This window comes from Streptomyces stelliscabiei (assembly GCF_014873495.1).
Lineage (GTDB): Bacteria > Actinomycetota > Actinomycetes > Streptomycetales > Streptomycetaceae > Streptomyces > Streptomyces bottropensis.
In genome coordinates, this window is the sequence record NZ_JADBGF010000001.1 from 5,066,312 (window position 1) to 5,087,341 (window position 21,030).

General features: G+C 71.3%; 18 protein-coding genes and 3 tRNA genes. 10 read left to right on the forward strand and 11 right to left on the reverse strand.

Annotated features, from left to right (window positions below; translation table 11 throughout):
* Positions 1–203: 203 nt before the first annotated feature.
* Positions 204–458 carry a DUF3073 domain-containing protein gene (locus H4687_RS22320; protein ID WP_037726253.1) on the forward strand — a complete coding sequence of 85 codons (255 nt, stop codon included), beginning with the start codon at positions 204–206 and terminating at the stop codon, positions 456–458.
* Between the two features lie 204 nt (positions 459–662).
* On the opposite strand, the gene purM is transcribed toward H4687_RS22320, so the two are convergent.
* The 4 genes from purM to H4687_RS22340 form a co-directional block, all read right to left on the reverse strand.
* Entirely contained in the window at positions 663–1,733 is a 1,071-nt protein-coding gene (gene purM, locus H4687_RS22325) for a phosphoribosylformylglycinamidine cyclo-ligase (RefSeq protein WP_005482663.1), read from the reverse strand.
* Between the two features lie 41 nt (positions 1,734–1,774).
* On the reverse strand, positions 1,775–3,301 hold the full coding sequence (gene purF, locus H4687_RS22330; protein WP_046914977.1) for an amidophosphoribosyltransferase: 1,527 nt from the start codon (positions 3,299–3,301) through the stop codon (positions 1,775–1,777).
* Positions 3,302–3,385: 84 nt separating this feature from the next.
* The gene (locus tag H4687_RS22335) at positions 3,386–4,207 is read right to left on the reverse strand and encodes an META domain-containing protein (RefSeq protein WP_046914976.1); all 822 of its coding nucleotides are present in this window, start codon (positions 4,205–4,207) and stop codon (positions 3,386–3,388) included.
* A 53-nt stretch (positions 4,208–4,260) separates the two neighbouring features.
* A complete protein-coding gene (locus H4687_RS22340; RefSeq protein WP_046914975.1) occupies positions 4,261–5,058 on the reverse strand; it encodes a maleylpyruvate isomerase family mycothiol-dependent enzyme in 798 nt (265 codons plus the stop codon).
* A gap of 125 nt (positions 5,059–5,183) precedes the next feature.
* Here H4687_RS22340 and H4687_RS22345 point away from each other — a divergent pair, with 125 nt between their 5' ends.
* Positions 5,184–5,765, forward strand: a complete 582-nt coding sequence (locus H4687_RS22345) for a Uma2 family endonuclease (RefSeq protein ID WP_046914974.1) — start codon at positions 5,184–5,186, stop codon at positions 5,763–5,765.
* Between the two features lie 68 nt (positions 5,766–5,833).
* Here the strand turns inward: H4687_RS22345 and purL are convergent, their stop codons facing one another.
* The 3 genes from purL to purS are packed head-to-tail and all read right to left on the reverse strand — an operon-like array spanning position 5,834 to position 9,029.
* Positions 5,834–8,092: a phosphoribosylformylglycinamidine synthase subunit PurL gene (gene purL / locus H4687_RS22350; protein ID WP_046914973.1), complete on the reverse strand. Its 2,259-nt coding sequence runs from the start codon at positions 8,090–8,092 to the stop codon at positions 5,834–5,836.
* Positions 8,089–8,769, reverse strand: coding sequence for a phosphoribosylformylglycinamidine synthase subunit PurQ (gene purQ, locus H4687_RS22355; protein ID WP_005482676.1), 681 nt, complete (start codon positions 8,767–8,769; stop codon positions 8,089–8,091). The genes purL and purQ overlap by 4 nt, the downstream gene beginning before the upstream one ends.
* Positions 8,766–9,029, reverse strand: coding sequence for a phosphoribosylformylglycinamidine synthase subunit PurS (purS, locus tag H4687_RS22360; protein ID WP_005482678.1), 264 nt, complete (start codon positions 9,027–9,029; stop codon positions 8,766–8,768). Before purS ends, purQ begins: the two co-directional genes overlap by 4 nt.
* 341 nt (positions 9,030–9,370) lie before the next feature.
* Between purS and H4687_RS22365 the strand changes: the two genes are divergently transcribed.
* The 8 genes from H4687_RS22365 to H4687_RS22400 all read left to right on the forward strand — a co-directional run bounded on the left by H4687_RS22365 (position 9,371) and on the right by H4687_RS22400 (position 14,370).
* A complete protein-coding gene (locus H4687_RS22365; protein ID WP_046914972.1) occupies positions 9,371–9,688 on the forward strand; it encodes a histone-like nucleoid-structuring protein Lsr2 in 318 nt (105 codons plus the stop codon).
* 161 nt (positions 9,689–9,849) lie between these two features.
* Positions 9,850–9,921, forward strand: a tRNA-Gly gene (locus H4687_RS22370).
* An 80-nt stretch (positions 9,922–10,001) separates the two neighbouring features.
* Positions 10,002–10,074, forward strand: a tRNA-Gly gene (locus tag H4687_RS22375).
* A gap of 247 nt (positions 10,075–10,321) precedes the next feature.
* Positions 10,322–11,431 (forward strand): ABC transporter ATP-binding protein, encoded by a 1,110-nt coding sequence (locus tag H4687_RS22380; protein WP_078907212.1) that lies wholly within the window; start codon positions 10,322–10,324, stop codon positions 11,429–11,431.
* A gap of 113 nt (positions 11,432–11,544) precedes the next feature.
* On the forward strand, positions 11,545–12,288 hold the full coding sequence (locus tag H4687_RS22385) for an ABC transporter permease (protein ID WP_046914971.1): 744 nt from the start codon (positions 11,545–11,547) through the stop codon (positions 12,286–12,288).
* Between the two features lie 13 nt (positions 12,289–12,301).
* Positions 12,302–13,636, forward strand: a complete 1,335-nt coding sequence (locus tag H4687_RS22390) for a sensor histidine kinase (protein WP_046914970.1) — start codon at positions 12,302–12,304, stop codon at positions 13,634–13,636.
* Complete coding sequence (locus H4687_RS22395) at positions 13,633–14,274, forward strand: response regulator transcription factor (RefSeq protein WP_046914969.1); 642 nt, start codon at positions 13,633–13,635, stop codon at positions 14,272–14,274. The genes H4687_RS22390 and H4687_RS22395 overlap by 4 nt, the downstream gene beginning before the upstream one ends.
* A gap of 23 nt (positions 14,275–14,297) precedes the next feature.
* A tRNA-Gly gene (locus tag H4687_RS22400) sits at positions 14,298–14,370 on the forward strand.
* A gap of 47 nt (positions 14,371–14,417) precedes the next feature.
* On the opposite strand, the gene H4687_RS22405 is transcribed toward H4687_RS22400, so the two are convergent.
* From H4687_RS22405 to purD, 4 genes are all read right to left on the reverse strand, one after another.
* A complete protein-coding gene (locus tag H4687_RS22405) occupies positions 14,418–15,317 on the reverse strand; it encodes a phosphoribosylaminoimidazolesuccinocarboxamide synthase (protein WP_046914968.1) in 900 nt (299 codons plus the stop codon).
* 85 nt (positions 15,318–15,402) lie between these two features.
* Positions 15,403–16,914 (reverse strand): N,N-dimethylformamidase beta subunit family domain-containing protein, encoded by a 1,512-nt coding sequence (locus H4687_RS22410; protein WP_050398384.1) that lies wholly within the window; start codon positions 16,912–16,914, stop codon positions 15,403–15,405.
* 263 nt (positions 16,915–17,177) lie between these two features.
* A complete protein-coding gene (locus tag H4687_RS22415; RefSeq protein ID WP_046919805.1) occupies positions 17,178–19,298 on the reverse strand; it encodes a M48 family metalloprotease in 2,121 nt (706 codons plus the stop codon).
* A 460-nt stretch (positions 19,299–19,758) separates the two neighbouring features.
* Positions 19,759–21,012 (reverse strand): phosphoribosylamine--glycine ligase, encoded by a 1,254-nt coding sequence (purD, locus tag H4687_RS22420; protein ID WP_046919804.1) that lies wholly within the window; start codon positions 21,010–21,012, stop codon positions 19,759–19,761.
* Between the last annotated feature and the right edge of the window lie 18 nt (positions 21,013–21,030).

Sequence of the window (21,030 nt, forward strand, 5' to 3'; positions counted from 1 at the left end):
AAAATCACCTTTGACCAGCGGGGAAAGGGCTCCTCGCGGGTTCTGGGCACGGGCACGTCCTGCGGGCGACGTACCGTATGGGCGTGGGCTCAGGTACCGTGGAAGCCCTACGGACCGGTCTCTCCATGGAGAGTCCGTTCCAGATCATGAACGCGTGTCAAGACTCTGGGGCCACCGAGCCCCGTATCCGAGGGGGTCGAGCCATGGGGCGCGGCCGGGCAAAGGCCAAGCAGACGAAGGTCGCCCGCCAGCTGAAGTACAGCAGCGGCGGGACTGATCTGTCGCGTCTGGCCAATGAGCTGGGCGCTTCGACTTCGAGCCAGCCGCCGAATGGCGAGCCGTTCGAAGACGACGAAGACGACGACGACCCGTACTCCCAGTACGCGGATCTCTACAACGACGACGATGAGGACGAGGACGACGAGTCCGGTCCGGCGTCGCATCGCCGCGGGGCTTGACGCCGTAACGCCGCGCTTACCCGGTCCGGGTGGGTTTCCACCGCCGGACCGGGTTTTGTGCGGTCCCGCTCCGCTGGGGGCTGGGGCGCCTCATCGCTCGGGTCGCACTGCGATCTGGCGACCGCGGGTGCGTCGTGCGTTGCTCCCGCAGTTCCCCGCGCCCCTGGGGGCGGCCTTCGGCCTGCCCCCGGGGGCTGGAGCTGTTCAGGCGCGCGCGTAGTCGCCCACCAGTTCCGCGCCCGTCGTGTGGTCGGCGCGGTCGGTGATCTCGCCTGCCACCCAGGCATCGACTCCACGGTCCGCCAGGGTCCTCAGGGCCACGTCCGCGGACTCCTGGGCGACGATGGCGATCATGCCCACGCCCATGTTCAGGGTCTTCTCCAGCTCCAGGCGCTCGACCTGGCCCGTCCTGCCGACCAGGTCGAAGATCGGGGCCGGGGTCCAGGTGGAGCGGTCCACGGTCGCGTGGAGGGTGTCGGGGATCACGCGGGCCAGGTTGGCCGCGAGACCGCCGCCGGTGACGTGGCTGAAGGCGTGGACCTCGGTGGTGCGGGTGAGGGCCAGACAGTCCAGCGAGTAGATCTTGGTGGGCTCCAGCAGCTCCGCGCCGAGGGTGCGGCCCAGCTCGGCGATCTCGGCGTCCAGCGAGAGACCGGCCTGGTTCAGCAGGACATGCCGGACGAGCGAGTACCCGTTCGAGTGAAGGCCGGAGGCCGCCATGGCGATCACCGCGTCACCCGTACGGATACGATCCGGGCCGAGCAGGTGCTCCGCCTCGACCACGCCCGTACCGGCGCCGGCCACGTCGAAGTCGTCCGGGCCGAGGAGGCCGGGGTGCTCGGCGGTCTCGCCGCCGACGAGGGCGCAGCCGGCGAGGACACAGCCCTCGGCGATGCCCTTGACGATGGCGGCGACCCGCTCCGGGTGGACCTTGCCGACGCAGATGTAGTCGGTCATGAACAGCGGTTCGGCGCCGCAGACCACGATGTCGTCCATCACCATGGCGACCAGGTCGTGGCCGATGGTGTCGTACACGCCGAGCTGCCGGGCGATGTCGACCTTCGTGCCGACGCCGTCCGTGGCGGAGGCGAGCAGCGGGCGCTCGTAGCCCTTGAGGGCGGAGGCGTCGAAGAGACCGGCGAAGCCGCCGAGGCCGCCGAGGACCTCGGGGCGCTGCGTCTTCTTCACCCACTCCTTCATCAGCTCGACGGCGCGGTCGCCCGCCTCGATGTCGACGCCCGCGGCTGCGTAGCTGGCACCAGTTGTCTCAGACATGACGGTGAGAACTTTCGTGTCGTACTGCAGGGAGGACGGGCTTACGGGCGACGGATCGCGTCGGCCGCGGCCGTGGCTGCCGGTCCGGCGGCCAGCTCGGTCTCCAGGAGCTGCTTGCCGAGCAGCTCGGGGTCCGGCAGCTCCATCGGGTACTCGCCGTCGAAGCAGGCGCGGCAGAGGTTGGGCTTGGCGATGGTGGTCGCCGCGATCATGCCGTCGAGTGAGATGTACGCCAGGGAGTCGGCGCCGAGCGAGGTGCCGATCTCGTCGATCGTCATGCCGTTGGCGATGAGTTCGGCGCGGGTCGCGAAGTCGATGCCGAAGAAGCAGGGCCACTTCACGGGCGGCGAGGAGATCCGGATGTGGACCTCGGCGGCGCCCGCCTCGCGGAGCATCCGGACCAGCGCGCGCTGGGTGTTGCCGCGGACGATCGAGTCGTCGACGACCACCAGGCGCTTGCCCTTGATGACTTCCTTGAGCGGGTTCAGCTTCAGACGGATGCCGAGCTGGCGGATCGTCTGGGAGGGCTGGATGAACGTACGTCCGACGTACGCGTTCTTCACCAGACCCGCACCGAACGGGATGCCCGAGGCCTCCGCGTAGCCGATGGCGGCCGGGGTGCCGGACTCCGGGGTCGCTATGACGAGGTCGGCCTCGACCGGGGCTTCCTTGGCCAGCTTGCGGCCCATCTCCACACGGGAGAGGTACACGTTCCGGCCGGCGATGTCGGTGTCCGGGCGGGCCAGGTAGACGTACTCGAAGACACAGCCCTTCGGCTTCGCTTCCGCGAATCGGGAGCTGCGCAGGCCGTTCTCGTCGATGGCGATGAACTCGCCCGGCTCGATCTCGCGGACGAAGCTCGCGCCGCAGATGTCGAGGGCGGCGCCCTCGGAGGCGACGACCCAGCCGCGCTCCAGCCGGCCGAGGACCAGCGGGCGGATCCCCTGCGGGTCACGGGCGGCGTACAGGGTGTGCTCGTTCATGAAGACCAGGGAGAAGGCACCGCGGACCTGCGGGAGGACCTTCGGGGCGGCCTCCTCGACGGTCAGCGACCTGCCGTCCTCGTCGACCTGCGCCGCGAGGAGCGCGGTGAGCAGGTCGGTGTCGTTGGTGGCCGCGACGCGGGGCGTACGGCCCTCCTGCTTGGGCAGGTCGGCGACCATCTCCGCGAGCTGGGCGGTGTTGACCAGGTTGCCGTTGTGGCCGAGCGCGATGGAGCCGTGCGCGGTGGCACGGAACGTCGGCTGGGCGTTCTCCCACACGGAGGCACCCGTGGTCGAGTAGCGGGCGTGACCGACCGCGATGTGACCCTGGAGGGAACCGAGCGAGGTCTCGTCGAAGACCTGGGAAACGAGGCCCATGTCCTTGAAGACGAGGATCTGGGAGCCGTTGCTGACCGCGATACCCGCGGATTCCTGGCCCCGATGCTGGAGGGCGTAGAGCCCGAAGTAAGTGAGCTTCGCGACCTCTTCGCCCGGCGCCCAGACACCGAAGACGCCACACGCGTCCTGGGGGCCTTTCTCGCCGGGGAGAAGGTCGTGGTTGAGTCGTCCGTCACCACGTGGCACGCCACCGAGTGTAGGCGAGATCGTGCACCGGTCCGAATCCGGTGATCTCGCCTGCCCGGGTTCCCGACTGCGGCCCTTCACAGGTCACTTGTCGGCGACGGCACCGATGCCCGCGTCGTTTTCGCTGGTCAGCGTGATACTGCGGTGATCGATCCGATACTCCACCGTGCCCTTGAAGATCTTCAGGAGGCTTCGCTCGGCGGCCATGAGTGAGTCGGAGCACATCTTGCGGGTGGTCCGCGGATTGCCGAGGGTGATGCGGTCCTCGCTCACCGTGGCCTTGGCCGACACCTCGTTGCAGCCGACGCTTCCGCTGAGGGTTCCGGCCTTCTCGTCGAGGGTGAACCAGGCCTTGCCCCTGGCCGCCTCGGGGAGGGAGGTGGCGACGTCGTGGTCCATCAGGGAATCGATCCGCCACGTCGTGCCGTACAGCTCGGCGGGCTTCTCCTTCGTCAGCTTCACGGTGTCGCCGTCACCCGTGGTGAGGGTGAGTCCGCCGCTGGCGGTCTCGGCCGTGAACGTCCCCGCGTCCAAGGTGCGGGCGAAGCTCTTCTCGAACTTCATCTGGGCGTCGCCGCAGGCCATCTCGGTGGACCGGGCGGCCTCGAAGTCGATGCCGTTCTTCTTGAACGCGGCGGTCGAGCCGAAGGTGTTGCAGCCGTAGTTGCCGTCGACCTCGCCGTTGTCGGCGATCTTCAGATAGGCGCCGTCGGGGGCCTGCTCGGTCTTCCCGCCGACGGTGAGGCTGTCGACCTTCCAGCGGACGCCGGTGACCGAGGACTTCTTGGTGCTCGCGTCGACGGCGCCGCTGCCGGGATCGCCGGCCGACTCGGAGCCACAGGCCGCGAGCAGCGGCAGCGGAAGCACGGCCAGGGCGGTGAGGGTCAGTCGCAGTCGCTTGTCCATGGCGGTGGGACGGGTGGGGTCGGTGGGTGGTTCCACCGGGTTTCGCGGCCGGGTCAGCGCATCAGGGGCAGCAGGGCGCCCAGGTCGGCCCGTTCGCCGCTCGCGCTGACCTGCGCCTCGTCCAGGGCGGCGGCCCACTCCACACGGCCGGTCGCGAGCCGGATCCAGGTCAACGGGTCGGTCTCGACGACGTTCGGCGGCGTGCCCCGGGTGTGCCTCGGCCCCTCCACGCACTGCACGACGGCGTACGGCGGAATCCGCACCTCCGTCGAGCCGCCCGGCACCCGCGCGGCGAGGGTGTCGGCGAGCACCCGGACACAGGTGGCGAGGGCGTGCCGGTCGTACGGGACGGCGAGACCGGGAACCGCGGCGTTCAGGTCGTCGGTGTGGACGACCAGCTCGATCGTGCGGGTGACCAGGTAGTCGTCGAGGAGCATGCCGCCGGCGCGGGTGTCGATGACCCGGCCCAGCGGGGCGGCGGCGAGCGCGTCGGTGATCCGCCGCTCCACCTCCGCGTAGAGGGCGACCAGGTCGGGCTGGGCCTCGGCCAGGTCGTGGCTGCCCTCGGCGATGGCGGACGCGTGGGCGGCGGTGGCGGAGGCGTAGTCGAGGGGGTTCAGCTCGGCCTTCGGCGGCTCGGGCCGCTCCAGGGCCCGGCTGACGCTCTCCACGGCCATGGTGAGGTGTGCGGCCAGGTCCCGTACGGTCCACTCCCCGAGTCGGGTCGGCAGCGCGAGCCGCTCCTCGGTGAGGACGCCCACCGCCTCCCGTACGTGCCCGAACTGGGCCAGGACGGCCTTGCGTGTCTTGGCGGGGTCGTAGGCGCGGGGGCGTTTCCTGGCGGGCGGCATGGGCTGAGCGTATGCGGCCGCGCCTGCGTGGACTCCCGGTCACTCGAAAGTGTGGTCGACGGCGAAGTGCGCCCCGCACCGACGCTCACTGGCGACGCTGGCCTTCGCCCGGAAAGGGGGGCAACATGACGGTTATGGCCGAGCGCACGTCTCAGATGTCGGTGGAGGAGTTCGAAACGATCGCCTCCGCCGCTCCCGAGACCGTCACGTTGGAGTTCATCAACGGACGAATCGGAGTCAAAGCGGTGGCGGACGGAGACCACGACACGATCGTGAGGTGGCTTGCACGGCGCTGTATGCAGGCCAGACCGGACCTGGATCTGTATCAGGGCCGAGGGCTCAGGGTGGAGTCCTATCGTGGGGGCAGGGCGAAACCCGATGCCGTGGTCACTCCCGAGGCCCACTTCGCGGGGCACGGCGAGTGGGCCGACCCCGACGGTGCCCTCATGGTCGTCGAGGTCACCTCGTACGACTCCGACACCGACCGGCGGGACCGGCACGAGAAGCCGACCGCGTACGGACAGTGCGGGATCCCTCTATACCTGCTGATCGACCGGGACTCGTGCACCGCCGTGCACAGCGGCCCGGACCGGCAGCTCGGCGGTTACCGCGACGTACGTACCGCGAAGTTCGGCGAGAAGGTCCGCATCCCCGGCCCGATGGACATCGAACTGGACACGGAGATCCTCAAGACCTACGTCCGCTGACCCCGTAGACACGAGAAAGCCCCGCCCGGTCGTGTCGATCCGGGCGGGGCTCCGTCGTGTACGGGGGACTACGCCAGCAGCGCCGGGATCGTGCCCTCGTGGGCCGTGCGCAGCTCCTCCAGGGGGAGGGTGAACTCGCCCTGGATCTCCACCGCGTCGCCGTCGACGACACCGATGCGGGTGGCCGGGAGGCCCCGGGCGCCGCACATGTCGTTGAAGCGGAGTTCCTCGGAGCGGGGGACGGCCACGACGGCGCGGCCGGCCGACTCCGAGAGGAGGAAGGTGAAGGCGTCCAGACCGTCGGGGACGACCAGGCGGGCGCCCTTGCCGCCGAGCAGGGCCGACTCCACGACCGCCTGGATCAGGCCGCCGTCGGAGAGGTCGTGCGCGGAGTCGATCATGCCGTCGCGGGAGGCGGAGATCAGGATCTCGGCCAGCAGGCGCTCGCGCTCCAGGTCGACCCGCGGGGGCAGACCGCCGAGGTGGTCGTGGACGACCTGGGACCAGGCCGAGCCGCCGAACTCCTCGTGGGTGTCACCGAGCAGGTAGAGCAGCTGGCCCTCCTCCTGGAAGGCGACCGGCGTGCGCCGGGCCACGTCGTCGATGACGCCCAGGACCGCGACGACCGGGGTGGGGTGGATGGCCACCTCGCCCGTCTGGTTGTAGAGGGAGACGTTGCCGCCGGTCACCGGGGTGCCCAGCTGCAGGCAGCCGTCCGCGAGACCGCGCACGGCCTCCGCGAACTGCCACATGACCGCCGGGTCCTCGGGGGAGCCGAAGTTCAGGCAGTCGGAGACGGCGAGGGGCTTGGCGCCGGTGGTGGCGACGTTGCGGTACGCCTCCGCCAGGGCCAGCTGGGCGCCGTGGTACGGGTCCAGCTTGGCGTAGCGGCCGTTGCCGTCGGTCGCGATGGCGACGCCCAGGCCGCTCTCCTCGTCGACGCGGATCATGCCGGAGTCCTCGGGCTGGGCGAGCACCGTGTTGCCCTGCACGAAGTGGTCGTACTGGCTGGTGATCCAGGACTTGGAGGCCTGGTTCGGGGAGGCGACCAGCCGCAGGACCTGCTCCCGCAGTTCCTCGCTCGTCGCCGGCCGGGGCAGCTTGTTCGCGTCGTCCGCCTGGAGCGCGTCCTGCCACTCGGGGCGGGCGTAGGGGCGCTCGTAGACCGGGCCGTCGTGCGCGACCGTGCGCGGGTCGACGTCGACGATCTTGCCGCCGTGCCAGAAGATCTCCAGCCGGTCGCCGTCGGTGACCTCACCGATCACCGTGGCGATGACGTCCCACTTGTCGCAGATCTCCAGGAACCGGTCGACCTTCTCCGGCTCCACGACCGCGCACATGCGTTCCTGCGACTCGCTCATGAGGATTTCCTCGGGCGAGAGGGTCGAGTCGCGCAGGGGGACGTCGTCCAGCGTCACGCGCATGCCGCCGGAGCCGTTCGAGGCCAGCTCGGACGTCGCACAGGACAGGCCGGCCGCGCCGAGGTCCTGGATGCCGACGACCAGCTTCTCCTTGAAGGCCTCCAGGGTGCACTCGATGAGGAGCTTCTCCTGGAAGGGGTCGCCGACCTGCACGGCCGGACGCTTCGACGGCTTGGCGTCGTCGAAGGTCTCGGAGGCCAGGATGGAGGCGCCGCCGATGCCGTCGCCGCCGGTCCGGGCCCCGTAGAGGATGACCTTGTTGCCCGAGCCGGAGGCCTTGGCGAGGTGGATGTCCTCGTGCCGCATGACACCGATGGCACCGGCGTTGACCAGCGGGTTGCCCTGGTAGCAGGCGTCGAAGACGACCTCGCCGCCGATGTTCGGCAGGCCCAGGCAGTTGCCGTAGCCGCCGATGCCGGCGACGACGCCCGGCAGGACGCGCTTGGTGTCGGGGTGGTCGGCCGCGCCGAAACGCAGCGGGTCGACGACGGCGACCGGGCGGGCGCCCATCGCGATGATGTCGCGGACGATGCCGCCGACACCCGTGGCCGCGCCCTGGTAGGGCTCGACGTAGGAGGGGTGGTTGTGCGACTCGACCTTGAAGGTGACCGCGTAGCCCTGGCCGACGTCCACGACGCCGGCGTTCTCGCCGATGCCGACGAGGAGGGCGTCGGACTGCGGGGCCTTCTCGCCGAACTGGCGGAGGTGGACCTTCGAGGACTTGTACGAGCAGTGCTCGGACCACATGACGGAGTACATGGCCAGCTCGGCGCCGGTCGGGCGGCGGCCGAGGATCTCCACGACCCGCTCGTACTCGTCCTTCTTCAGGCCCAGTTCGGCCCAGGGCAGCTCGACGTCGGGGGTCGCGGCCGCGTGCTCGACCGTGTCCAGAGGCGTCCGGCTCATGCGTTGACCAGCTTCTTGAGGATCGAGGTGAAGAAGGGGAGGCCGTCGGTGCGGCCGGTGCCGATCAGCGGCTCCACGGCGTGCTCCGGGTGCGGCATGAGGCCCACGACGTTGCCGGCCTCGTTGGTGACGCCGGCGATGTCCCGCTGGGAGCCGTTGGGGTTGAAGTCGAGGTACCGGAAGGCGACACGGCCCTCGGCCTCCAGCTTGTCGAGCGTGTACGCGTCGGCGACGTACTGCCCGTCGTTGTTCTTCAGCGGGATGTGGATCTCCTGGCCGGCCGTGTAGTCGGTGGTCCAGGAGGTCTCGGCGTTCTCCACCCGCAGCTTCTGGTCACGGCAGATGAAGTGCAGGTGGTCGTTGCGCAGCATCGTGCCCGGCAGGAGGTGGGCCTCGGTGAGGATCTGGAAGCCGTTGCAGATGCCGAGGACCGGCAGTCCGGCCTTCGCCTGCTCGATGAGCGTGCCCATCACCGGCGAGAAGCGCGCGATGGCTCCGGCGCGCAGATAGTCGCCGTAGGAAAAACCGCCGCACAGCACCACGGCGTCGACCTGGTGGAGGTCCTTGTCCTTGTGCCAGAGAGCGACGGGTTCGGCACCGGCGAGCCTGATCGCACGCTGGGTGTCCCGGTCGTCGAGACTGCCGGGAAAGGTGACGACGCCAATACGAGCGGTCACTTTCCGGCCTCCGCGACTTCCTCGACCTTGACGGTGAAGTCCTCGATCACGGTGTTGGCGAGGAAGGATTCCGCCAGCTCGTGGATGCGGGCGAGCGCGGCGTCGTCCACCGGTCCGTCAACTTCCAGTTCGAATCGCTTTCCCTGACGTACGTCGGAGACGCCCTCGAAACCGAGGCGCGGCAGCGCGCGCTGCACCGCCTGGCCCTGGGGGTCGAGGATCTCCGGCTTGAGCATGACGTCGACTACGACGCGTGCCACTGGCACTCCCGGTGTGTGGTGCTGAGCAGGTTCCTTCAGACTACCCGTACAAAATTTCTACGCGGGTAGATTCGTAGGAAACTACAGGGATTCCGAGTGACGGCGGTCACGATCCGGTATCAGGTGATCACCCTCATGAAAACTTCTGGGAAAGATCCCGGATCCCTATTGCGCGAGGGACACGCGGGCGGATTAAGTCTGTCTGCACATTGCAATGCCGGGCACTGTACAAATGAATTGGCAATAGCCGATACTTTGCCCAAATAACAGCCGGACAGCCGACATCTTCCTGACGTCAGGGCACGTCAACGGAGAGATGTCGCACGAAGGGACCGATATTCGTGGCGCAGCGTGTCGTGGTCACTCTCTCCGACGACATCGACGGCTCGGAAGCGGCGGAGACGATCGCCTTCGGACTCGACGGCAAGTCGTACGAGATCGACCTGAACGAAGCCAATGCCAAGAAACTGCGTAAGGCGCTCGCGCCCTACGTGGACGCCGGCCGCAAGCGGTCGAGGTCGGGCAAGGCCTATCAGCAGACCCAGGTCGCTCCGGACCCCGCGGCCGTCCGCGCCTGGGCCCAGGCCAACAAGCTGGAGGTCCCCGCGCGCGGCCGGATCCCCAAGCGGGTCTACGAGGCGTTCGCCGAGGCGCAGTAGCCGCCGCCCGGGTCGGCCGGTCCTCAGGGTTCGTCAGCGGACCCCGGGGGCGGCCGACTTGGCCCCCGACGGCAACCGACTTGCGTTGCCCCCGGGCGGATCAGCTAGAGTCTGGAGCACGCCGAGGGGCAAGGCCGAAAGGCCCGGCTCACCGGAGTCACGCGGGTGTAGTTCAGTAGTAGAACATCCCCCTTCCAGGGGGAAGGCGCAGTGTGCAATTCCTGTCACCCGCTCTGGATCACTTACCGGACCACTGTTGTGGATCAGGTAAAGTAGTCCTCGCGCCGATCGGTGGGAGCCTGTCGGAGGCAATGCGGACGTAGCTCAGTTGGTAGAGCGCAACCTTGCCAAGGTTGAGGTCGCCAGTTCGAACCTGGTCGTCCGCTCGTGAAAGAAGGCCCCGGTCCACTGGACCGGGGCCTTCTTCGTGTGCGCGACTGCCCCAACTCGTGCGCGACTCCCCCGACTCCGCCTTTGCCGTCCTGGACCCCTTCGACGTCCTGGACCGCTTTGGCATCTTTGGCATCTTTGGCGTCTTTGGCGTCTTTGACGTCCCCCGCGTCTGACATTTGTCATGCCGAGCGATGACACCGCGCACTGCTCCGCGGCTCTCCCCCACGGGACGCTGAGGACATGAAGACGAACGGGCACGACGACGTGAGCACTCACGATCACGAGAACGTGATCGAGGTCACCGACCTGCGCCGCGTGTACGGGGGCGGTTTCGAGGCCGTGCGGGGAATCACCTTCTCCGTGGGCCGGGGAGAACTCTTCGCGCTCCTGGGCACCAACGGCGCGGGCAAGACTTCGACGGTCGAGGTACTGGAGGGTCTCGCTCCGCCGTCCGGCGGCCGGGTACGGGTCCTCGGGCACGACCCCTACGGGGAGCGCGCGGCCGTACGCCCCCGCATCGGCGTGATGCTCCAGGAAGGCGGCTTCCCCTCCGAGCTGACCGTCACCGAGACGGTACGGATGTGGGCCGGCTGCACCAGCGGGGCGCGGCCCGTAGGGGAGGCGCTGGAGATCGTCGGACTCGGGCGACGGGCCGGCGTGCGGGTCAAGCAGCTGTCCGGGGGTGAGAAGCGGCGCCTCGACCTGGCGCTCGCGCTCCTCGGGCGCCCCGAGGTCCTCTTCCTGGACGAGCCGACGACCGGGCTCGACGCGGAGGGCCGCCAGGACACCTGGGAACTGGTGCGGGAGCTGCGGGACGGGGGGACGACCGTGCTGCTCACCACGCACTACCTGGAGGAGGCCGAGGACCTGGCCGACCGGCTCGCCATCCTCCATGAGGGCACCGTCGCCGTGACCGGCACCCCGGCCGAGGTGACCGCCTCCCAGCCCTCCCGCATCTCCTTCGAACTGCCCGCCGGGTACTTCCTGGGCGACCTGCCGCCGCTCGGCGAACTGGGCGTCACCGGGCACGAGGAGCACGACCGCGTGGTGGTCCTGCGCACGAACGAACTCCAGCGGGCGGCCACCGGACTGCTGCTGTGGGCCGAGCGGGCACGGATCGAACTGCGCCGGCTGGAGGTGCGGTCGGCCTCGCTGGAGGAGGCTTTCCTGCGGATCGCGCGGGAGTCGGCGGAGGCGGCGCGTGCGGGCACGGAGTCCCGCACGGACACGGGAGCGCGTACGGACACGGGAGCGCGTACGGACACGGGAGCGCGTACGGACACGGGAGCGCGTACGGACACGGGAGCGCGTACGGGCGAGGGCTCGCGCAAGGGCGGGGTGGCGGTATGAGGGCGACCACGGGGACGGGGACGGGCAGGGGAACGGGAACGACGGGTGCGGTCGCGGGAGCGGGGGCGGCGCCGGTCGTCGCGGCCGCCGGGACGACGACCCTCCGGGGGCGGATGACCGCGCTCGCCCGCGCCGAGCTGACGCTGCTGGGGCGGAGCCGGGCCACGCTGTTCACGGCGTTGTTCGTGCCGCTGCTGCTGCCGCTCAGCGTGCGGTCGGCGACGGACCAGATGGACCTGGGCGAGGCGGGGCTGAACGTCGGGACGGTCATGCTCCCCGCCGCCGTCGGCTTCTCGCTGCTCTTCGCGGTCTACACGGCGCTGACCAACATCTTCGTCGTACGCCGCGAGGAACTGGTGCTGAAGCGGCTGCGGACCGGTGAGCTGCGCGACCCGGAGATCCTGGTCGGGGCCGCGCTGCCGGCGGCCGGTATCGCGCTCGCGCAGTGCGTGCTCCTCGCGATCGGCTGCACGGTCCTGCTCGACCTGGGGGCGCCGCCCGCGCCGCACCTGGCCGTACTGGGGGTGCTGCTGGGTGTCGTGCTGTGCGTGGCGCTGGCGGCGGTCACCGCGAGCTACAGCCGTACCGCCGAGAGCGCCCAGGTCACCAGCCTGCCGCTGATGTTCGTGTCGCTGCTCGGGTCGGGCATCACCGTGCCGCTCGAAGTGCTGCCGGACCGTCTGGCGTCCTTCCTCGAACTGCTGCCGCTCACCCCCGTGATCACGCTGGTGCGCGGCGGCTGGACCGGCGACCTGTCCGCGTACGACACCCTGGGCGCCGTCGCCACCGCGCTGGCCTGGACCGTGCTCGCGGTGTTTGCTGTACGGCGGTGGTTCCGCTGGGAACCGCGCCGGTGAGGGGAGTTGGGCCATGCGGGGGCCGGGGGCTTGGTGGCGGACGAAGAGCACACCGGCGAAGGTGGAGACGTACACGCGGTGGTCGTTCCAGACCTTCCCGTTGATCGAGGTCGGCGGGTTCGGGATACCGCTCTTCGGCCAGCTGCCCCTGCGGTACGCGGGCTGGTTCTTCGCCCTGGTGACCGTGCACGGCGCGCTCTGCTCGGTCGCGGTCTCCCGGGCGCTCGACTGGGTGCGCGGCCGCCGTGCGCAGCCCGTACACCTGTTCTGGACCATCGGGGTCGTCAGCGCGCTGGTCGGCTGCGCGGCGATGGTGCTCGCTGACAGCGCGTCCCTCGGGGACAACGCCCGTGCGGCGCTGTTCGCCACGTTCGGGGGCGTGCTGATCTTCGGCGTCGGTACCATCGCGCTCGGTGTCCGCAGCCGCCGCCGCCTGGCGGCCGTGATCGTGGCCTTCGCCACGGGCAGCGGGGCGACGGCCCTCGCCACCGGGGTCGGCGGGACCTCCGCACTGGCGGCCCTGGTGGTGGTGCTGATCGGCACCACCACCTTCGCCCTCACCTCCGTCTTCTCCGTCTGGCTCCTCACGGCCGTCTACGAACTCGCCGACGCCCGCGAGACCCGCGCCCGGCTCGCGGTCGCCGAGGAGCGGCTCCGCTTCGGGCGCGACCTGCACGACGTGATCGGCCGCAACCTCGCGGTCATCGCCCTGAAGAGCGAGCTGGCCGTCCAGCTCGCCCGCCGGGAACGGCCCGAGGCCGTCGAGCAGATGATCGAGGTCCAGCGGATCGCGCAGGAGTCGCAGCGCGAGGTACGGGATGTCGTACGCGGCTACCGGGAGGCCGACCTCGGGGTCGAACTCTCCGGTGCGCGGGGCGTACTGGCGGCGGCCGGCATCACCTGCTCGGTCGACGGGGCGGACACCGCCGGGCTGCCCGGCGAGGTGCAGTCCGCGCTTGCCTGGGTGGTACGGGAAGGGACGACGAACGTGCTCCGGCACGGTAACGCCGTGCGATGCACGGTGGTGTTGAGGGTGACGGAGGGGCAGGCGGTGCTGACCGTGGAGAACGACGGGATACGGGCGACCGGGGCGGAGGAGGACGGGGGGCGTTCCGTCGGCGCCGGGTCCGGGCTCGCCGGGCTGCGGGAGCGGCTGGCGGTGGTGGACGGGACGCTGGAGGCGGGGCCGGTGGGCGAAGAGGTGTTCCGGGTGGTGGCGCGGGTGCCGCTGCCCTCCGCGGAGTCGGCGTCCGCCGAGAACTCGGGCTCGGCTTCCACGGCGGGCGCGGCCGCGAGCGGTACGTCGGCCGCGGTCGGTCAGGCGGTCGTACGAGGGGCCGCGTCATGACGGGCGTACCGGAGGCGGCGGCGGACGGGCGGCCCGTGCGGCTGTTGCTCGCCGACGACGAGCATCTGATCCGGGGGGCGCTGGCCGCGTTGCTGGCGTTGGAGGACGACCTGGTGGTGGTCGCGCAGGCGGCGAGCGGGCCGGAGGCGCTGGCGATGGCGATGGCGCACAAGCCGGATGTGGCCGTGCTGGACCTGCAGATGCCGGGGGCGGACGGTGTGAGGGTCGCCACATCGCTGCGGGCCGAACTGCCGGGCTGCCGCGTGCTGATCGTGACCGGTCACGGTCGGCCGGGGCATCTCAAGCGGGCGCTGGCGGCAGGTGTGCGCGGGTTCGTCCCCAAGACCGTCAGCGCACAACGGCTCGCGGAGATCATCCGGGCCGTCCACGCGGGGAACCGTTATGTGGATCCGGAGTTGGCGGCCGACGCGATCTCCTCCGGCGACTCCCCGCTCACCGCGCGGGAGGCCGAGGTGCTGGAGCTCGCCGCCGACGGGGCGCCCGTCACGGAGATCGCCGAGCGGGCCTCGCTGTCCCAGGGGACTGTCCGCAACTATCTGTCGTCGGCCGTGTCCAAGCTCGGGGTGGAGAACCGGCACGCGGCGGTGCGTCTCGCACGGGAGCGAGGTTGGGTATAGTAGGCCTCGCGCCACGGCGCAGCGCGGACGTAGCTCAGTTGGTAGAGCGCAACCTTGCCAAGGTTGAGGTCGCCAGTTCGAACCTGGTCGTCCGCTCGTGAAAGAAGGCCCCGGTCCACTGGACCGGGGCCTTCTTCGTCCCGCTAGCTCCAACCGATCCCCGTCAGACGCTCGTACGCCTCCACGTACTTGGCGCGGGTCGCGGCGACGATCTCCTCGGGCAGCGGAGGCGGGGGCTGCTCGCTCGCGCGGTCCCAGCCGGAGGCGTCCGAGGTCAGCCAGTCGCGGACGAACTGCTTGTCGTAGGACTGCTGGGCGCGGCCCGGCTTCCACAGGTCGGCCGGCCAGAAACGGGACGAGTCCGGGGTGAGGACCTCGTCGGCGAGGACCAGGGTGTCGCCCTCGAAGCCGAACTCGAACTTGGTGTCGGCCAGGATGATGCCCCGGTCACGGGCGATGTCCCGGGCGCGGCCGTACACGGCGAGAGTCGTCTGACGCAGCTGGGCGGCGGTCTCAGCGCCGACCTGGCGGGCGACCTCCTCGTACGACACGTTCTCGTCGTGCTCGCCGACGGCGGCCTTGGTGGCCGGGGTGAAGATCGGCGCCGGCAGCTCCGAGCCGTCGACCAGGCCCTCGGGGAGGGCGAGACCGCAGACCGTGCGGGAGTCGTTGTACTCCAGCAGGCCCGAGCCGGTGAGGTAGCCACGGGCCACCGCCTCCACCGGGACCATCTTCAGCGACTTGCAGACGAGCGTGCGGCCCGCCCAGTCGGCGGGGGCGCCCGGCGGGAGTTCGGTGCTCAGGACGTGGTTCGGGACCAGGTCGGCGAGCTGGTCGAACCACCAGAGGGACAGCTGCGTGAGGACGCGCCCCTTGTCGGGGATCTCCGTGGGCAGCACCCAGTCGAACGCGGACGTTCGGTCGCTGGCGACCATCACGAGGTCGCCCGCCTCGTTCTGGTACAGCTCGCGCACCTTGCCGGTGTGCAGGTGCACCAGGCCCGGAACCTGGATCGGCTCGGGCTTTTCTACGAATCCGGACACGGTTCCTCCCCGTGGTGATGTCCAAGTGGCTCGATTCTCCCGTACGCGGGCGACCGATCTTGGCCAGGGGTTGTGTTCGGTGCGCTCAGTCGCGTTTGCAGATGCGGTCCAGGAGGTTTGCCGTGGCTCGCTGGACCCGAGTGTCGACGTGGCCCGGACGGTCCAGGGCCGGGGACCACGCGAACGTTCCGGATGCGAAGACCCAGGCGCCGGAGGGGGCGCGATACAGCGAGGTCTCCTGGTGGCGGACGACCTCGTCCTTGTCCCGGTACGGGGAGTGGGCGAGGAGCATACGGCCCTGGTGCTCGGGGAGCGGGGTGCGCGGGAAGTAGCGGTCGGCCTCGCCGGCGACCATGCCGGCCAGCTCGTCGTTCTCATGGGCACCGGTCGCGTCCCAGAGCCAGTGGTCGGCGTTGCGCACGACCAGGGGGTGCGGTTCGGGGACCCGGCCCTCGTACTGGATGCCCATCAACTGCTGCTCGGGGCGGTCGACTTCGCGCCACAGTGCGGGTTTGCCGGGGCCCCGGCGTTTTCGGCAGGTGAGGAGGCGGTCGGGGGCTCCGGACGGCGAGGGGCTCAGCTCCACCTGCCAGTACATGGTGTTGGAGGAGAGGAAGACCAGCGAGGTGCCGCTGTCCCGGGCGAGTTCGGTGGTGCGGCGCATCTGCGGCGACCAGTACTCGTCGTGGCCCGGGAAGACCAGCCCCCGGTAGCGGCTGGGGTCGACGCGGCCGGCGTGCAGGTCGCGGGCGTCGGCGTAGGCGAGATCGTAGCCGTAGCGCTCGGCCCAGCGGATGAAGTCGTAGGCGTGGCCCACATGGAGGGGAAGGCCGGCGCCGGCGTACGGGCGGTCGAAGGAGACGGTCGTCGCGGCCTCGGACTCGCCGAGCAGCCGCCCGTCCTCGTCCCAGGCGTGGTAGAGGCTGGCGCCGGTGCGGCCGTCCTCCGGATACAGGTTGTACGCCTGCCAGGTGATGTCCGGGAGCAGGAGCAGCAGGTCGGCCGGGCGGTCGTCGCGGACGGTGAACGGGACGTGGGAGCGGTAGCCGTCGGCGGTGGTCAGGACCGCGACGTAGGCGCCGACGTTCCAGTAGCTGGGGATCTGCAGCCGCCAGGAGAGCCACCAGTGGTGGCAGGAGACCGTGCGGTCGGCGGTGAGGGGCGGGGGCTGGACGATGCCGGACAGCCGGGGGCTGGTGGTGATCTTCGCCGCGCCGTCGCCGCTGTAGTGGCCGATGCGGTAGATGTCGACGCCGAATTCCTGGGGCGGGTCCACGGTGACGTGGAAGTCGATGGACTGGCCGGGAGCGGCGGCGCCGGTCGCCGCGAACCCCTTGATCTGCCGGCGTACGTCGTCGGCGGAGCGGGGGCCCGGCGGGACGCGGGGGGCCGGGACACGGGCGCGGGTGCCCCGGGCGGACGCGGGGGGCTCGGGCGGGCCCGGGTCCACGTACCAGGGGACCACCTGGCCGGTGTCGTCGAAGTACGTCACATTGCCCCGCAGCCAGGGGACCGGTCCCTGACCGAAGGGGTCCGTCACCGCGTGGGCGAGGGCTCCCGATTCCCAGCGGCGGATGTGGTGCTGCTCCGAGCCCATGAGTTCTCCCCTCCCTCGCCCCCGTGAGCTGTCGTGAGCACGTGCTCCGTACGCGACCTGTCCCAGCACATCACATTAAGCACGCACCCCGTCACCGTTCGTCGTGAATCGGTGGGAGTGGAACGGCGACGTCCGGATAGGGAGTCGGACACCCCCTTCCGACCAGCCACAACACCCCCAGGACCCTCTGCGGGATCGGCCTCGGGACCACCGTCGGGCGGGCTCCGGACCAGGCGTTCGGACCAGGCGTTCAGACCAGGCGTTCAGACCAGGCGGACCGGTTTCTCCGGGCGGACGCCGAGGCGGCTGAGCCAGTCGCGGAGGGGGACCGGGTCGCCGTCCTCCACGAGGGTGAGGACGCGGGGGGCGAGGTCGGCCGCCCGTACGCCGTCGACGAGGAGGGAGGGGCCGTCCAGCCAGTCCAGGCCCGGGGTGGCGCCCGCCGTGTCCATCGCCGCGCAGCACACCATCGCGGCGACGTGCTCCGTCAGCAGCTCGCGGCCCGTGCGGGGTGGCTGCATCGGGAACAGCGGCAGCAGTCCGTCGTCCCACAGCGCCCGGTCCGGGCCCTGCGCCTCGGCCCCACCGGCCGCGGGGTGGCCGTCGGCCGGGACCGTGGCCTCCTCGCGCGCCAGTTCCGCGGTCAGGGCGGCGGCGAGGGCGGCGGACTGCGGGGTGGCCAGGCCGGATTCGTCGTCGGAGTCGGAATCGAGGTCCGGGCCTGGGGCAGTGGTGACGCCGGCGTCGTGCGGGGATATGTGGTGGCTGTCCGGTTCCAGGTCGGGGTTGTGCTCGTGTTCGCGGTCCGCCTCCGCGGCCGTCGCGCGTCCGGCGGCGGGGTGGGGGGACGGGTGGCCGTGCGGCGCGGTCGTCGTACCGGGACCCGCCCCGGGGACCTCGGCGGCCTCGGTGGCCGGCGGATGCGGAGCGGCGGCGGCCGCGGTGGTCAGGTGGGTCAGGACCCGGGAGAGGGTGGGGCCGCCGTGCGCCGGGCCGGTGGGGTCGGTGGTCGGGTCGCTCGCCGGGTGGCGGACGCCCAGCCCGTCGAGGACGCGATGGAGACGGGCCGCGTCGGCGCGCCATTTGCGGTCGACCACCTCGTCCGGGTACTCGTGCCAGTCGACCGGCGACCAGTCGGGGCCTGACTCGGCGGGGCCGCCGTGGAAGAGGCGGGCGGCGAGCAGGGACGCGGCCTCGTCGACCGTGCCGGGCTCTTCGAGCAGGTCGCAGGCGGGGCGCTCGCCCAGCCGGGAGGCGAAGCCCTCGGCGAGGCGGTCTCGGCGCGACAGCTCCGTGAGCGCGGCCACGACACCCGCGTCCAGACGGGACGGCCACCGGCCCATCCGCCACGCGGGCAGCGCGACCCGGGTGAGGAGACGGTCCCAGCCCGCGTAGGCGAGGCCGACCTGCTCCTGGGCGACGATCCGCAGACCGTAGTCCACAGCCTGTGCACGCTCGGCCGCCGCGGCGGCGACCCCGCGCTCCATCTCGGCCGCGTGCCCCCGACAGCCGCGCAGGAGCATCCGGGTCACCCAGCCGACTCCGCCCAGCGCCGTACGGACGGCCACACCGTGCGACGGGGCCGAGCTGACGGCCACGGCCGCGTCCAGCCCCCGCACGAAACGGCGGGCCGCGGCTATGTCCGGGTGCGCCGACGGTCCCGTACCCGCGACGACCGGGGCCAGCACCGCTCGTAGCTCACCGACCCGCATCCACCACAGGAACGGCGAGCCGATGACGAGCACCGGCGCGGTGGGCGCGCGGTGCCGACGGTGGGAGGAGAGCCCTGACTCCGGTCCGGATGCCAGACGGGACTGCGGACGGGAGGGCAGGCCGGGTGACGAGCCGCGCGTGTCCGTCATCTCGTCGTCCCGCCCCGTGCCGCGGTCACCGGCCGTGGCGCCCCCGCCGTCGACCACCTCGCTCCCGTCGGCCCCGTCGTTCGAGGAGTGGCGGGGCGCGTCGGGCTGGTGGTGGGACGGGTGGGTGCGGTCCTCCAGCCAGCTGTCGCAGTCCGGGGTGAGCGCTATCGCGGACGGGGGCGGGACGTCGAGGCGGTCGGCCAGGTCCCGGACCAGCCGGTAGAGATCGGGCGCGGCCTTCTCGGTGACCGTGACCGTGGGGCTCACGGCGGGCCGGGCACGGGCGACGACGAGCGCGATGCCCGTGGCGGCGAGGAGCACGACGAGGGCGAGGCCGGACACGATCCGGCTCGCCATGGACCAGCCGGGGCCGGTCAGACGGCCGGTCGACCCGCCGACCACCAGGACGACGGCGACGGCCGCGGGCAGCACCGCCACGGCCAGCGCCCTGCTGCGGACCCGCAGCACGGCGAGGGCCCGGGCGCGCGCGGCCTGCGCGCCCGCCTCCTCACCACCTGCCATACCGGTCACGACCCGACGTCACCCCCTGCTGTCCCGTGCGGCGCACACCGCGACGACTGCGAGGACTGCTCGTCGCAGTGGTCGCCGCCGAATGCCCTGACGTTGCTCACTCCCCCACTGTGGCACCGCCCACCGACATCGCAATGCCGGTGGGCCAAGTGCCGGAACGCTTGCGCCGCACCCTAGTTGGGGCCCCGGCCGTCGTCAGCCGGTTGGGCCATCGCTCACTCGATGGAATGGCTCTGGGGAGAGGTGAAGGACGCCGGGCAAGGATCGGGCCCCGGATTCCGACGGCTTCCCAGGGGTTCCTGGGTGTCTCCGAGGGATTCCGGGGCCTGGGGTTCGTACCCGTTGCTGACGCTTCGCATGCGGATGTCGCGAAGGGGACGGATGTGCAGGGAGGCGTTGAGGAAGGACGCGGGGGCGTGGAGGGGCGGGCCGGTCCACGCCCGTCAGTCGGTCACGCCTCCGCCGCCGCCTTCGCCGCGATGTCCGACCGGTGCTGGGAGCCGTCGAGGCCGATGCGGGCGACGGCGGTGTAGGCACGGTCGCGGGCCTGGGTGAGGTCCTCACCGGTGGCCGTGACGGACAGGACGCGGCCGCCGGCGCTGACGACCTCGTCGCCCACGCGCCGGGTACCGGCGTGCAGGACGTACGCGTGCGGGGCGTCCACGGCGGCGATCTCGTCGAGGCCGGTGATGGGGTCGCCGGTGCGCGGTGAGCCGGGGTAGTTGTGCGAGGCCACGACCACGGTGACGGCCGCGTCGGCGCTCCAGCGCAGGGGTTCGAGGTCGCCGAGGGTGCCGTTGGCGGCGGCCAGCAGGACACCGGCCAGCGGGGTCTTGAGACGGGCGAGGACGACCTGGGTCTCCGGGTCGCCGAACCGCGCGTTGAACTCGATCACCCGCACGCCTCGGCCGGTGATCGCCAGGCCCGCGTAGAGCAGGCCGGAGAACGGGGTGCCGCGGCGCCGCATCTCGTCGACCGTCGGCTGCAGCACGGTCTGCAGGATCTCGTCGACCAGCTTCGGGTCGGCCCACGGAAGCGGCGAGTACGCGCCCATGCCGCCAGTGTTGGGGCCCTCGTCGCCGTCGAGCGCCCGCTTGAAGTCCTGCGCGGGCTGGAGCGGGACGACGCTCACGCCGTCGGTGATGGCGAAGAGGGAGACCTCGGGGCCGTCCAGGAACTCCTCGATGACGACCCGGCCGCACGCGAGCGCGTGCTCGCGGGCCTGGGCGAGGTCCGCCGTCACGACGACGCCCTTGCCGGCCGCGAGCCCGTCGTCCTTGACGACGTACGGCGCACCGAACGCGTCCAGCGCCTCGTCGATCTCCTCGGCGGTGGTGCAGACGTACGACCGCGCGGTCGGCACGCCGGCTCCGGCCATGACCTCCTTGGCGAAGGCCTTGGAGCCCTCCAGCCGAGCGGCCTCGCCGGACGGGCCGAACACCGGGATGCCCGCCGCGCGCACGGCGTCGGCGACACCCGCGACCAGCGGGGCCTCCGGGCCGACGACCACCAGGTCGGCCTCCAGCCGCGTGGCCAGCGCGGTCACGGCGGCGCCGTCCAGCGCGTCGACCGGGTGCGACTCGGCGACCTCCGCCGTGCCCGCGTTGCCGGGTGCGCAGTGGAGTGCGGTGACATCGGGATCGAGGGACAGCGAACGGCAGAGCGCGTGCTCACGAGCACCGCTGCCAATGACGAGGACCTTCACGGGGTCAGCCTAGCCGCA